Origin of the sequence: Bifidobacterium sp. (assembly GCF_022647885.1) — a bacterium.
GTDB lineage: Bacteria > Actinomycetota > Actinomycetes > Actinomycetales > Bifidobacteriaceae > Bombiscardovia.
In genome coordinates this window covers 1,518,698-1,531,939 of record NZ_JALCLM010000001.1, presented here as the reverse complement: position 1 = coordinate 1,531,939, position 13,242 = coordinate 1,518,698, and the positions used below count along the sequence as shown (strand labels likewise).

The following is a 13,242-nucleotide window of genomic DNA, read 5'->3' as shown; positions in this document are numbered from 1 at the left end:
GACCATAGTGTAGGATTAAACGCTGGTGCCTGCACAAGGAGGCATCTTTCTGGAGTCTTAGCCCGTCAATGGGACGGCGGTGGAAACATCGCTCGTGCACAGCACGGTGAAGCATTGGAGAGGCTGACTCGGTGGGTTTACCACCTGCGTTCAGATAACGACAGCAATAAAGGAATGAATATATGACTAAGGTTCAGCGTTCGCGCCGTCAGGTGCGTCTGTCTAGAGCTCTGGGAATCGCTCTGACTCCCAAGGCACAGCGTATTTTCGAGAAGCGCCCATATGCTCCAGGTGAGCATGGTCGTACTCGTCGTCGTACCGAATCAGATTATGCAGTACGTCTGCGCGAAAAGCAGCGTCTGCGCGCACAATTTGGTCTTTCCGAGAAGCAGCTTCGTGCAGCTTACGAGAAGGGCACCCACGAAGCAGGCCAGACCGGTAACGCTATGCTGAGAGATCTCGAGGTTCGTCTTGACAACCTCGTGCTGCGTGCGGGTATCGCACGTACTACTGCTCAGGCTCGTCAGTATGTGGTTCATCGTCACATCCTCGTTGATGGCAATATCGTCGATCGCCCAAGCTATCGCGTGCGTCCTGGCCAGACCATTCAGGTCAAGCCAAAGAGCCAGACCACCGTTCCATTCCAGATTGCTGCTGAAGGCGTACACCGCGATGTACTTCCTGCAGTTCCTGGCTACCTTGATGTTGATCTTGCTTCACTCAAGGCCACGTTGACTCGTAAGCCTGAACCGGAAGAGATTCCAGTACAGGTCAATATTCAGTACGTGGTCGAGTACTACGCTCGCTGATTCGGATACTTCCGAGACATTAACAAGATGCGCCACACAGTTTATGTGTGGCGCATCTTCGTATGTTCAAGCGTATTGCGACTTATAGCAGCTACATTGGCTGAATACATATATACGTGATGCTCTCGCCTTGAGAATTGCTGATACATCAAGCGTATTACATATGGTTATTGCCGAAATTAGTCACGCGTAATAGCGCCAAGGATGCCGTCAACAACCATCATGATGAAACTACCAATAACTGCCCACCAGAATCCTGCTATATATATACCCGCATTAAAGACTGTAATAGACAGCCACGATGCTAATTGCATGAACATAACGTTGAGCACTAACGCAGCCAGACCGAATGTCAGTATTGTCAGTGGTAGAGCAAGCAGTTGAACTACAGGCTTTACTGAGGCATTGATTAATGCCATAAAGAGCGCAAAACTTGCGATTGACAAGAAGGTGTTGGACCCCTGAACAATCATGCCAGGCAGTAACCAGGTCATAACGCCAACTGCAATAGTAAGTGTGAACCACCGTCCGAAGAATCTACCCATGACACCATTATGAGGTAAGCGACTCAGTATGGTGCAATAATCGAAGATATGCTACTTCATCTTCACTTGGTTCGTCATGGGCAAACGCTGTTTAACCGTTATAACCGTCTGCAGGGGTGGTCGAATTCCCCTTTGACTCAAGCAGGATTGAAGGATGCTGAACGGGCTGCATCAAAACTTACACATGTACGATTCTCAGCAGCATATTGTTCAGATACCACAAGAGCGATGATTACAGCGCAAACAATTCTGGCTGCCAATCAGGCAAGCAGACCACTGCCAGAACTCAAATCAGATATGCATTTCCGCGAGCAATGCTATGGATATTTCGAAGGCCAGGACATGTCTGCATCATGGTGGGCAGCAGGCGCACCTCATGGAGTTGGTTCATATAACGCCATAGTTGAACAATTTGGCTTAGGAGCTAGCAGAGATTTTCTGCATGAAGCTGACCCATTTCATGATGCTGAAACTGATGACGAATATTGGCAACGGATTGAAGGAGGATTCACCATCATCGCTGAGAATTCACAGCTCCAAGAAGGCGATGATGTGCTAGTAATTTCTCACGGAAACACCCTTCTCAGCTTGATGCATCGGTATGCGCCTGAAGGTTACGACTTACGCGAGCGTCCTCGTAATGGTAGTGTGACCTCGCTTGATTTCGAGACTAGTAACCCCATTGCTCAAGCTATTACAGTTGTCAGCTATAACCAATAAGGCATGTTCACGGGCCAGATATTTCACTGAGGTAAGAGGATGACCTCATCGTGGTAGCCTTGAGCGGGTAACATGACTGGGGTTAAGAAAGAGGTGTTGAAGATGGATATAGGCCAGATTGCGGGTCTTATCGCTGCCATCGCCTTCGCGGTGCTCGCAGGGTTCCTGATTTATCCGTTGATTCGTCTTGGACGGTTGTTTGACCAATTGGCAGACACTGTTAAAGAGACTGGTGAGCACGCTATGCCTGCTCTTGATGAATCAACTACCACCGTTCAACAGGTGAATAAGACGCTAGAAGATGTCAACCGCATTTCAGCAGCAGCCTCAACCACTGCTGGTAATGTCGGTGCGCTCACTGATTTATACGGATCGATGCTTGGCAAACCTGTTATCAAGATTGCTTCAACATTCTTTGCGTTGCGAACCACAGCAACTTCTTTTTTCAAGGGACGTCGTGCTAAAACACAGTATGCAAATATCCCTGATCCGGCTAATTTGACGACGCCGAGTTCCCATGCTGGCAAGGGAGGGAAGTAATGTTCAAACGTCTGTTTTGGATAGGAGTTGGAGTGACCATAGGCGTTGTTACAGCTAGCAAAGCCAGAGCCTATGTGAAAGCTCACACGCCAGTTGGGGCTCGTGAATTTGTTTTCGGACGCGAAACCAATAATGTTGCAGTATCTACAGCTCTTGGATTATACGATGAGTTCCAAGAAGCCCGAAAGGCTCGAGAAGCAGAGTTAAACGGCGAATATATCGAGCGTACGCGCTAGATTGCTACTTTCCCCAGAAATAACGAGAAACTCATTTATCGATATTGGTTAATGAATTCTTATATACAGCCAACTATTTCAACAGTGCATGAATGCAAACAGGGCATTACGTATAAACTACCGATCAGACCTAGATATCGTAGGTCTATAGGTACACGGATGCATGCTAAAAGGAGTTACTAGAAGAATGCGCACCTCAGAGATCGCCAAGCGCTATCTTGATTTTTTCGCCAAACAAGGGCATATGGTTGTGCCTTCGGCTTCGCTGATATCGCCGAATCCTACAACCTTGTTCACCATAGCCGGCATGGTGCCGTTTATCCCTTATCTTCTTGGTGAGCAAACGCCCCCCAGTAAGCGCATGGCAAGTAATCAAAAATGTGTCCGTACCTTGGATATCGATGAGGTTGGCAAAACCACTCGCCACGGCACATTTTTCCAGATGCTAGGCAATTTTTCTTTTGGTGATTACTTCAAAGAAGAAGCCATTCATTATGCATGGACGCTGTTGACCAGCTCACAGGATCAGGGCGGTTATGGTTTCGACCCAGAATCATTGTGGGTGACCACATATACCGATGATGAGGAAGCTCGCTCGCTGTGGCGCAACGAAGGCATGGATCCTGCTCATATGCAGATTATGGGTATGGAAGACAACTTCTGGACGACCGGAGGCCCAGGGCCAGGAGGTCCTTGCTCTGAGATTTATGTTGATCGTGGTCCAGAGTATGGCTTAGAAGGCGGTCCGGCTGCAGATGAGAGTCGTTATATCGAAATTTGGGATCTGGTTTTTGAAAACTACGAAGTCGATAACGTCAAATCGAAAACCGACCTTCATATCGTCGGTGAGTTAGAGAATAAAAATATCGACACTGGTGCAGGACTTGAGCGTCTTGCGTATCTGCTGCAGCACAAGAACAACATCTATGAAACGGACGAGGTTTACCCAGTCATTCAAGCTGCCGAAGAACTGTCTGGCCTTCATTATGGAGATCATGAGGACGACGACGTACGTTTTAGAGTAGTTGCCGACCATGTTCGTAGCGCGTTGATGATTATGAGCGATGGCGTACGCCCAAGTAATGAGGGTCGTGGCTATGTGCTGAGAAGGCTGCTACGTCGTTCTATACGTTCAATGCGCATGCTTGGCGTCCATGAGGACGTACTTCCACATTTATTCCCCGTTTCCAAAGAAGCGATGTCACCGAGTTATCCAGAACTCAACACTTTGTTCTCCGATATTTCTGCTGCTGCATACGGTGAAGAAGAGTCCTTCCGTCGCACGCTCGACAAAGGAACCAGCATTCTTGATGTAGCAGTCAAGAAGGCGCAACAGACGGCCGTCTCGGGGGGCGAGGGGATTGTCAGCGGCAAGGAAGCCTTTACCTTGCACGACACTTACGGTTTCCCTATCGAATTAACTCTCGAAATGGCTGAAGAACAGGGTGTTCATGTAGATGAAGCCAAGTTCCGTGAACTCATGGCTGAGCAGAAATCCCGTGCTCGCGCAGATGCGCTTAGTAAACGTCATAACGTTGATCTACGTGTGTATGACGATTTCAAAAAAACTCTTGATAAGCCATTAGAGTTTCTTGGATACACAGATTTTTCGAGCCGCTCCCGAGTATTAGGAATTATCGAGTCAGGTAAAGGTGCTGTTCCAGCTGTTACTGCACCAGCATATGTCGAAGTAATTCTCGACCGTTCGCCTTTTTATGCACAGGCCGGTGGCCAGTTGGCTGACCAAGGCGAGATCCTGTCTGATGAGGGAGCTGTGCTCGATGTGGACGATGTCCAACACCCCATCAAAGGACTCACTGTTCACCAGTGCAGAATCAACGAAGGTACTTTAGTAGTTGGCTCTGAGGTAACCGCGACCATTGATGAGCAGCGTAGAGGAGCAATTGCTCGTTCTCATACGGCAACGCATATGGTGCACAAAGCTCTACGCGAAGAGTTAGGTCCTCAAGCTACACAGCGAGGTTCTGAAGATGCCCCGAATAGGCTTCGTTTCGATTTCCAGTGGTCTGGGGCTCCGAGTGTAGATGCCATGAATTCTGTTGAAGCCAGAGTGAACGATCGTCTTCGTGACAACCTTGCGGTTACTACCCAGGAAATGAAGTTCGACGACGCGATTGCTCTCGGCGCTATGCATTTGTTTGGCGAAAAATATGGAGACATCGTCAGAGTCGTTACCATCGGACAGGATGGATGGAGCCGCGAGCTTTGCGGCGGTACCCATGTTGATCATGTTGGAAAGATTGCTCAGGTTTCTATCCTTTCAGAAGCATCTGTCGGCACAGGAGTACGCCGTGTTGATGCTGTTGTTGGTCAAGGTGCGTATGAGTACAATGCTCGAGAACATGCCTTAGTTTCACAGCTTTCAGACAAATTCAATGCACGTCCTGACGAGTTGGAATCCAGAATTTCCGCTCTGCTGGGAAAGCTGAAAGAATCGGATAGGCGTCTTGCTGCTATGTATGAACAGCAACTTTCGCAGTCGATACCTTCCATTCTTGATGAGGCAAAAGCACAAAATGCCAGCGTGAAAGTAGCATCGAAAAATGTCGGCCATTTTGGCTCAGTTGATGCCTTGCGTAAAACGGTTAGTGAACTTCGCGCTCGTCTTGGTGACGAGCAGGCTGTCGTAGTCGCTTTGGCTGGTGTCAGCGAAGATGAACGTCCTGTGGTCTTGGTCGCAACAAACGATAAAGCTCGTCAGCTTGGTATTAAGGCTGGGGATCTTGTCAGGGGTGCTTCGAAGGTTCTCGGTGGCGGTGGCGGTGGCAAAGCCGATTTCGCTCAGGGTGGTGGCCGCGACGCCGCCAGCATCGATTCGGCGCTTGAGTCTTTGCGTGCCGAGGCACAGAAGGGCTGAAGACTATATGTCTGCTCCCTGGTTAGGTGTAGATCTCGGAGATGCTCGGGTCGGACTTGCTTTGTCCGACCCCGAGTTGACTTTCGCTCATCCTGCAGGCAATGTAGTCGTGCAAGGAGATAGCTTTTTGGCACTTGAATCAGTGATTGACATCATTGAGCAAGAATCTGTTGGTAAGGTCGTAGTCGGGCTACCGCTGTTGCTCGATGGTACAAGTGGACGAAGCGGGAGAAAAGCAAGCCGATGGGTTAACGCTTTGAAGAACCGTATGTCTGCACTGATGAATGAAGGTTCGCTTAATCTCAGCAGCATCCCCCAAATACAGCTGCTGGATGAACGATTGACAACGGTGAGTGCCCACAGACAACTGCGCGATGCAAAGGTCTCTGGTCGAGAACACCGACCATTTGTGGATCAACAGTCCGCAGTCGTGCTGTTGCAATCTGCGCTTGATAGTCGAAGAACAATAAAGGAGTAAGTGGTGGATCAAGATCTTAATGACTTTTTCACCGACGCCTCCCACTTAGTGGATGAGCAGGGCAAACCTATAGAGTCCTCTGCGCCTCCACGTCCACCTAAATCACGACGTGATATGCGCCGCAAACGTGTCTCGGTGCATCGCAAAAAATATGTTGTAGGCTTAGTCATTCTTTTGGTTGTGGTTTTAGTTGGCGGTGGTGGTTGGTTTCTGACGAGCAAACTTTCTGGCATCAGTTCAATGGTTACTGCTACGAAATCAGTTGCTGAAGATTACACGGGTTCTGGCGGTTCAGAAACAGACTTCACTGTTGAAACAGGACAAAGTGCAGACAAAATCGCAGAGAATCTTGTAAAAGCTGACATAGTGAAATCAGCTGCCGCGTTCACCCAAGCAGTGGCGGCTGCAGGTGTACAGGATCAGTTGTTTCCTGGGGTTTTCGAACTCAAACTCCATATGCAGGCATCTGATGTTGTCGAGATCCTTACTGATTCAAGCAAAGCAGGAGGATTCTTAGAGGTTAGGTCTGGTGACAAAGTTGAGGATGTAATTACCAAAGCCGCAACGCTCTCAGGTATTAAAAAATCGGCATTTGATGACGTAATCAAGGCTAAAGGCACCGGTATATTACCGAGCGAGGCGAATGGCAGTTTTGAAGGTTGGCTTGAACCTGGTTCATATAATGTCAAAGGAAAAGGCTCAGCCTCGGATATTCTCAAGAATTTGGTCGACCAGCGAATAGCTAAGCTCAATGAGCTGAATGTCCCCACGGGCGCTGATAGAGAACGCATTCTCAACATAGCTTCAATAGCAGAGGCTGAAGTTAATCAGCAGCAGTATTACAGCAAGGTCACCAGGGTGATTGATAACCGTTTGGCTAAGGGTATGACTCTGGGAATGGATACGACCGTGGCTTACGGTGCGAATGTGTCGGCCTCAGATCTCACTAACGCGCAGCTCAGTGACACATCGAACTTATACAACACTCGAGTCCACACAGGTCTACCACCAACACCGATTAGTAATCCCGGAGATAATGCCATCAAAGCGGCGCTAAGCCCAGAAAATGGTAATTGGTTATATTTCGTTACTGTCAACCTTGAAACTGGTGAAACAAAATTTACTGCAGATGTCAGTGAATTTGATACCTATGTGAAGGAATACAAGCAGTGGGAGTCTTCACACAAGTAAGGGTGACATGGCATCAGCCATTATTGCCAATATCATGGCGATAGTGATGACTGGCGCAAAGGCTATTGAGCCGTTTCTGCGTGCAAAAACGGCGATGCCTATCACTCCCAAGATTCCCATCAAGCACCACCAAATCAACGTCGTTGTCACACCTAACCAAGCAACAGCCAGCGCCACAACGAAAGTGCATGTTACATCGCCAAAGCCAATAATTCCTGGTTTGATGAGCAACACGAGAAATTGAATTGCAGTGCTGCCAAATGCTAGTAACACGCAAACTACCAAGCTACTTAGATTGCCATTAATCAAAGTCCAGCAGATGAATACTAAGAGTTGTACAGTAGCTCCTAAGATGACCCATAGCCTGGGGATGCGTCGGCTGTTGATGTCTTCTATGGACAAAGCCACAGCGCATATGAGACTCGGCAACAATAAGATGTAGGGCATTACGTAAGATATACCGAAGTTGCACTTGGACATCAAATTGGCATTGAAGGAGATAGTATGTTGCGCTGGCAGACGGCAGGGGAATCCCACGGTGAGGCTCTTGTGGCAATGATTGAAGGTCTGCCTTCGGGCATAGAAATTACCACGGAAGACATTGCTGAGGCTTTAGCACGACGCAGACTTGGGCATGGCCGTGGTGCAAGAATGAAGTTTGAAAAAGACAAAGTACGCTTGCTAACCGGAGTCCGACACGGTAAGACCTTGGGTTCTCCTGTATCTATTGAAATAGGCAATACTGAATGGCCTAAATGGGTCCAGGTCATGAGTGCTGATCCACTTCCTGAGGGAGTTGAGCTGCCCACAACCGGCCGTAATGCTCCGTTGAGCAGACCTCGGCCAGGGCATGCAGATCTCACCGGCATGCGGAAATATGGATTTTTGGATTCCAGACCAGTGCTTGAACGGTCTAGTGCACGCGAAACGGCATCCCGTGTAGCTTTAGGCGAAATAGCAGGTCATTTTCTTGAGCAGGTTGCCGGCATCCGTGTGATTTCACATGTGCTCTCAATTGGCGGTGTAGGTGCCTCGGAAGACTATGTGTTACCTACGCCCGAGGATGTACAGCGTCTTGACGCATCTCCGGTACGTTCACTTGATCCTGAAGCCGAACAGCGCATGATTGAGCGTATCGATGAAGCTCAAAAGGCGGGGGATACGCTTGGTGGAGTTATTGAAGTGATTGCCTATGGTGTTCCAGCAGGTTTGGGAACCTATGTTGAATCGGATCGTCGTCTCGATGCCGCATTGGCATCAGCATTTATGGGAATTCAAGCTATCAAGGGTGTAGAAATTGGCGACGGGTTCTTAGAGGCTCAACGTCCTGGTTCGCAGGCCCATGACGAGATCGTCCCCGATGCTGAGGGCCATATTGCTAGGCAAACCAACCGTGCAGGTGGAATTGAAGGTGGTATGTCTAATGGCGAAGCAATTCGCGTGCGTGCGGCTATGAAGCCAATTTCATCTGTTCCACGAGCATTAAAAACCGTTGATGTACTGACCGGTGAAGCTGCAACAGCAATTCATCAACGTTCAGACATTACTGCAGTGCCTGCTGCCGGAGTTGTAGCTGAAGCTATGATGCGTTTAACGCTGGCATCGTTTGTGATAGAGAAATTCGGTGGAGACAGCATAGAGGAAACCTCAAGAAATGCTCAGCAATACGTGGCTTCTTGGCCTGAGCATTTGCGCTAGGAGCGAGATGGAAAATTTCAGCGAAGTTCAGCAATCATCATCTTCTCAATATAATGCGACAGAAGGTAAACAATCTCCAAGATATAACGGCCCTAGGGCCGTATTAATTGGTATGCCTGGGGCTGGCAAGACTCGTGTTGGCAAAGAGGCATCATCGCTACTTTCCATTCCATTTAGAGATTCTGACGTAGCGTTGGAGCGGCAACAAGACCGACGTATCCCAGAGATTTTTGAGCAGGATGGGGAAAGTGAGTTTCGCAGACTTGAGTGTGAATTAATACTCGACGAGCTAGAAAACTTCACTGGTGTATTGGCATTAGGCGGCGGCGCACCAATGACTCTTCGTACACGTCAAGCTCTGGAACAGTACACGGCTGAAGGAGGCATGGTGGTCTACCTCGATGCTGATCCTGAAGAAATGATGGAGCGCGCCAGTAGAAGTGGCAACAGACCACTTCTTGCTGGAGATGCACATGCTCGTTGGATGCGTTTGTATCGCGAGCGCAGGCCGGTGTTTGAATCTCTTTCTACAAGAGTCATTAGAACTCACGGAGCGCCCCCTTCAGTTGCGGCGCAGAAGTTGGTCAGTGCACTGCGAGAACGTAGAGTGTCTGTCGGCGGTGTCAATCCATACAGCGTTTTCATTGGTGAAGGCTGTATGGAAGGTTTACGTGAGGTTCTCGGTAGCGACACGGTGCGGGTGGCATTGATCCACACAAGCACTGTGCAGCGTCACAGTGATCATGCTCGCGCATTGATGCGTTCCGCTGGTTACCAAGTGTTGGATTTGGTAATACCGGATGCTGAAGCTGGTAAGACTATCACGGTTGCGAACGGCATTTGGGAGAGACTGGCTCATGAAGGATTTACGCGTTCAGATGCAGTAGTAGGCCTTGGGGGAGGAGCAGCCACTGATTTGGCTGGATTCGTCGCTGCAACATGGATGCGTGGTATTTCGTATGTGAACTGTCCAACGTCATTGTTGGCGATGGTAGATGCTTCTACAGGTGGGAAAACCGGCATTAATACTCCGCAGGGCAAAAATCTTGTTGGTAGTTTTCACACTCCACGGGGTGTGCTCGCTGATTTACGCACGCTTGGCACCCTGCCTAATGACATCTTCGTCGAAGGATTGGGAGAGGTGGCGAAGTCTGGCTTCATCATGGATGAAGGCATACTGGATCTGCTTGAGGACCACGCTGCAGAGCTGAGAAATTTCCAAGGAAACGACATTAATGATGAGCTGCGTGAGGTTATCGCAGAGCTTATCGAACGCACCGTAACAGTAAAAGCGCGCCACGTGTCGGTTGATCTCAGAGAATCTGGGATGCGTGAATTCTTGAACTATGGGCATACTCTTGGGCATGCCATTGAGCAGTTGGAACACTTCACATGGCGTCACGGGCAGGCTGTTGCCGTAGGTATGGTATATGCAGCCGAATTATCACATCTGCTTGGATATATTGACGAGAATGTAGTTGAATATCACCGTGACCTCTTGCATTCTTTGGGGTTGAGAACTTCTTGGGACGGCGCAAACTTTGAAGATGTGCTTGCCTTGATGCATCGTGATAAAAAAGCACGCGGGAATACGCTACGTTTTGTTGTACTCGACGATATTGGCCATCCCATTCATTTGGATAATCCTGATGATGATGCTGTGCGAGAGGCATTTAACCGCATACGTAAGCCCTGAAATTCCTTAACGAAGACGGGATTGGGGTAGCTAAAATAGTTCGATGGTTCTGGCAACACTAAGAGCATGCACAAGAGGAGTTTTTATGAGTTCACAACGAGTGATGGTAGTAAATGGGCCTAATCTTGGGCGTCTAGGTGTGCGCGACCCTGAGGTGTATGGCCACGATAACCTTGAAAAACTTCGGACATTATGTGAGCAGTGGGGCACTGAACTGGGGTTCGAGGTTGAAGTCCGACAAAGTGACGATGAAGCTGAGGTTATCCATTGGATGCATGAAGCAGTGGATAAGTCCTTAGCTGTGGTGTTGAATCCTGCAGCATTTACCCATTACAGCTATGGTCTTGCAGATGCTGCATCACAAGTGACTGATGCGGGGCTGAAGTTGATTGAAGTGCATATATCCAATCCATCAGCTCGCGAAGCCTTTCGACGTCGCTCGGTGATTTCCCCGGTTGCGACTGGAACTATCGCTGGTTTTGGCTTTGAAGGCTATCATCTTGCCCTCAGAGCCATCGCAGCTGTTGAATAATCAGGCTGATTTCGTTTGTGTAGGGATTTGTAGAGTTTCTGATATATCTCAAAACTCATAATGTTGGAATTCCAGTCTTTTCGCCCATGGGGAGTTGAGCTTTTTACAACAAATCCCTACACAAACGCAGGGCTATCTGGAATGTAAGCTGAAATTTGCCTTCCTAAAAATTATTGTTCAGAAATTCACTCAAGAAACACGCTGAGTCACCCTTGAGTGATAGGCTGAAGTCCCATGGCTAGACAACATGGAAACTCTCAAGAACATATCACTAAACACATTTTTGTGACCGGCGGCGTTGTCTCATCACTTGGAAAAGGACTGACTGCCTCATCACTTGGTAGATTGCTTCGCAGTCGTGGTATTCATGTGCTTCAACAGAAGCTAGATCCTTATATCAACGTTGATCCGGGCACTATGAATCCCTTCCAGCATGGCGAAGTTTACGTTACAGAAGATGGTGCAGAAACCGATTTAGATATAGGACACTATGAGCGTTTTCTCGACGTTTTCTTGTCTCAAAAAGCGAATGTAACTACCGGACAGATTTATCAGAGCGTGCTACGTAAAGAGCGCGCCGGAGAATATCTCGGTGAATGTGTACAAGTTATTCCGCACATCACTAATGAAATTAAAAGTCGCATGCGTGCCCAGGCCTCTGATGATGTGGATGTCATTATCACTGAAATCGGTGGCACCGTAGGTGATATTGAATCACAACCCTTCCTTGAAGCTGCACGCGAAGTTCGCCGCGATATCGGTCCTGAAAACTGCATGTTTGTCCATGTTTCTTTAGTGCCATACATTGCTGCAGCGCATGAGCTGAAAACGAAGCCTACTCAGCACTCGGTGATGATGCTGCGTCAGCTGGGTATTGCCCCAGATGCTTTGGTATTGCGATCAGACAGGGAACTCAGCACCAGCATTAAAGACAAAATCTCGTTAATGTGTGATGTTGATGAAGAGGGTGTGGTTAACTGCGTTGATGCGCCGAGCATCTATGATGTGCCGAAGATTCTCTTTGCTGAAGGTCTTGACGCCTATGTTGTGCGTGAACTTGGGTTGCCATTCCACGATGTCGATTGGAATGAATGGGAAGATCTGCTCGAGCGTGTGCATCACCCTAAGCATGAGGTGAATATCGCTATAGTCGGCAAATATATTGACCTCCCAGACGCTTACCTTTCAGTTACAGAAGCGATTAAAGCTGGCGGCTTTGCTAACTATGCCAAGGCAAATGTGAAGTGGGTTGCTGCTGATGTGTGTGAAACCATGGAAGGGGCTGAAGCTGCACTATCACAGATGGACGGCATCGTCATCCCAGGAGGTTTCGGCATTCGTGGTATTGAAGGCAAAATTGGTGCGCTTCGTTGGGCTCGTGAACGCAAGATTCCAGCATTGGGACTTTGCCTAGGTTTGCAATCCATGGTTATCGAGTATTCCAGACACGTACTTGGTCTTGAAGATGCAAATTCTTCAGAGTTTGAACCAGGGTGTGAGAATCCTGTTATTGCAACTATGGAAGAGCAGAAAGATATCGTTGAAGGTAAAGGCGATATGGGGCACACCATGCGTCTAGGCGCATATCCTGCTGTATTAGATCCAAACTCAGTTGTAGCGGGTCTCTACGGGCATACTGAGGTTAGTGAGCGTCATCGTCACCGTTACGAAGTTAATGTAGCGTACAAGGATCAGCTCGATGAAGGCGGTCTGCATATTTCAGGAACCAGCCCTGATGGCGAACTTACCGAATTCGTTGAACTCCCTCAAGATGTGCATCCATTCTACGTTGGTACACAGGCGCATCCTGAGTTTAAATCGCGCCCAACCCGCCCACATCCTCTGTTCGCTGGTTTGGTGAAAGCTGCGATTGCCCACAATCAGGGCTGATAGTTTTCTACCTCATCGGGAGATTACCA

At 48.5% G+C, this 13,242-nt stretch carries 13 protein-coding genes; 11 read left to right on the top strand and 2 right to left on the bottom strand.

What is annotated here, in order from left to right:
• The first annotated feature begins 182 nt into the window (after window positions 1-182).
• On the top strand, window positions 183-809 hold the full coding sequence (gene rpsD / locus LKI20_RS06570; RefSeq protein WP_034252550.1) for a 30S ribosomal protein S4: 627 nt from the start codon (window positions 183-185) through the stop codon (window positions 807-809).
• Between the two features lie 179 nt (window positions 810-988).
• On the opposite strand, the gene LKI20_RS06565 is transcribed toward rpsD, so the two are convergent.
• Complete coding sequence (locus LKI20_RS06565) at window positions 989-1,354, bottom strand: phage holin family protein (RefSeq protein ID WP_291771842.1); 366 nt, start codon at window positions 1,352-1,354, stop codon at window positions 989-991.
• 48 nt (window positions 1,355-1,402) lie between these two features.
• On the opposite strand from LKI20_RS06565, the gene LKI20_RS06560 reads away from it, so the two are divergent.
• The 6 genes from LKI20_RS06560 to mltG all read left to right on the top strand — a co-directional run bounded on the left by LKI20_RS06560 (window position 1,403) and on the right by mltG (window position 7,397).
• Window positions 1,403-2,074 (top strand): histidine phosphatase family protein, encoded by a 672-nt coding sequence (locus LKI20_RS06560; protein ID WP_291771838.1) that lies wholly within the window; start codon window positions 1,403-1,405, stop codon window positions 2,072-2,074.
• A gap of 102 nt (window positions 2,075-2,176) precedes the next feature.
• On the top strand, window positions 2,177-2,614 hold the full coding sequence (locus LKI20_RS06555) for a DUF948 domain-containing protein (RefSeq protein ID WP_291773416.1): 438 nt from the start codon (window positions 2,177-2,179) through the stop codon (window positions 2,612-2,614).
• Window positions 2,614-2,850, top strand: coding sequence for a hypothetical protein (locus LKI20_RS06550; protein WP_291771835.1), 237 nt, complete (start codon window positions 2,614-2,616; stop codon window positions 2,848-2,850). Before LKI20_RS06555 ends, LKI20_RS06550 begins: the two co-directional genes overlap by 1 nt.
• A 187-nt stretch (window positions 2,851-3,037) precedes the next feature.
• Window positions 3,038-5,728 carry an alanine--tRNA ligase gene (alaS, locus tag LKI20_RS06545; RefSeq protein WP_291771833.1) on the top strand — a complete coding sequence of 897 codons (2,691 nt, stop codon included), beginning with the start codon at window positions 3,038-3,040 and terminating at the stop codon, window positions 5,726-5,728.
• A 7-nt stretch (window positions 5,729-5,735) separates the two neighbouring features.
• The gene (gene ruvX, locus LKI20_RS06540; protein ID WP_291771829.1) at window positions 5,736-6,206 is read left to right on the top strand and encodes a Holliday junction resolvase RuvX; all 471 of its coding nucleotides are present in this window, start codon (window positions 5,736-5,738) and stop codon (window positions 6,204-6,206) included.
• A gap of 3 nt (window positions 6,207-6,209) precedes the next feature.
• Window positions 6,210-7,397, top strand: a complete 1,188-nt coding sequence (mltG, locus tag LKI20_RS06535) for an endolytic transglycosylase MltG (protein ID WP_291771827.1) — start codon at window positions 6,210-6,212, stop codon at window positions 7,395-7,397.
• On the opposite strand, the gene LKI20_RS06530 is transcribed toward mltG, so the two are convergent.
• On the bottom strand, window positions 7,386-7,805 hold the full coding sequence (locus tag LKI20_RS06530) for a prepilin peptidase (protein ID WP_291771825.1): 420 nt from the start codon (window positions 7,803-7,805) through the stop codon (window positions 7,386-7,388). The two genes, mltG and LKI20_RS06530, sit on opposite strands and share 12 nt — an antisense overlap.
• Before the next feature lie 96 nt (window positions 7,806-7,901).
• On the opposite strand from LKI20_RS06530, the gene aroC reads away from it, so the two are divergent.
• From aroC to LKI20_RS06510, 4 genes are all read left to right on the top strand, one after another.
• The gene (gene aroC, locus LKI20_RS06525; RefSeq protein ID WP_291771822.1) at window positions 7,902-9,095 is read left to right on the top strand and encodes a chorismate synthase; all 1,194 of its coding nucleotides are present in this window, start codon (window positions 7,902-7,904) and stop codon (window positions 9,093-9,095) included.
• Between the two features lie 7 nt (window positions 9,096-9,102).
• On the top strand, window positions 9,103-10,791 hold the full coding sequence (locus LKI20_RS06520) for a bifunctional shikimate kinase/3-dehydroquinate synthase (protein ID WP_291771821.1): 1,689 nt from the start codon (window positions 9,103-9,105) through the stop codon (window positions 10,789-10,791).
• Between the two features lie 85 nt (window positions 10,792-10,876).
• A complete protein-coding gene (gene aroQ, locus LKI20_RS06515) occupies window positions 10,877-11,323 on the top strand; it encodes a type II 3-dehydroquinate dehydratase (RefSeq protein ID WP_291771818.1) in 447 nt (148 codons plus the stop codon).
• Between the two features lie 234 nt (window positions 11,324-11,557).
• Window positions 11,558-13,213, top strand: coding sequence for a CTP synthase (locus LKI20_RS06510; RefSeq protein ID WP_291771815.1), 1,656 nt, complete (start codon window positions 11,558-11,560; stop codon window positions 13,211-13,213).
• The last annotated feature ends 29 nt before the right edge of the window (window positions 13,214-13,242 follow it).

Coding starts and splice junctions, on each gene's coding strand:
- LKI20_RS06510 (WP_291771815.1), top strand. CDS start 11,558: ATGGCTAGACAACATGGAAACTCTCAAGAACATATCACTAAACACATT.
- LKI20_RS06560 (WP_291771838.1), top strand. CDS start 1,403: ATGCTACTTCATCTTCACTTGGTTCGTCATGGGCAAACGCTGTTTAAC.
- aroQ (WP_291771818.1), top strand. CDS start 10,877: ATGAGTTCACAACGAGTGATGGTAGTAAATGGGCCTAATCTTGGGCGT.
- aroC (WP_291771822.1), top strand. CDS start 7,902: ATGTTGCGCTGGCAGACGGCAGGGGAATCCCACGGTGAGGCTCTTGTG.
- LKI20_RS06550 (WP_291771835.1), top strand. CDS start 2,614: ATGTTCAAACGTCTGTTTTGGATAGGAGTTGGAGTGACCATAGGCGTT.
- LKI20_RS06565 (WP_291771842.1), bottom strand. CDS start 1,354: ATGGGTAGATTCTTCGGACGGTGGTTCACACTTACTATTGCAGTTGGC.
- alaS (WP_291771833.1), top strand. CDS start 3,038: ATGCGCACCTCAGAGATCGCCAAGCGCTATCTTGATTTTTTCGCCAAA.
- LKI20_RS06520 (WP_291771821.1), top strand. CDS start 9,103: ATGGAAAATTTCAGCGAAGTTCAGCAATCATCATCTTCTCAATATAAT.
- rpsD (WP_034252550.1), top strand. CDS start 183: ATGACTAAGGTTCAGCGTTCGCGCCGTCAGGTGCGTCTGTCTAGAGCT.
- LKI20_RS06555 (WP_291773416.1), top strand. CDS start 2,177: ATGGATATAGGCCAGATTGCGGGTCTTATCGCTGCCATCGCCTTCGCG.
- ruvX (WP_291771829.1), top strand. CDS start 5,736: ATGTCTGCTCCCTGGTTAGGTGTAGATCTCGGAGATGCTCGGGTCGGA.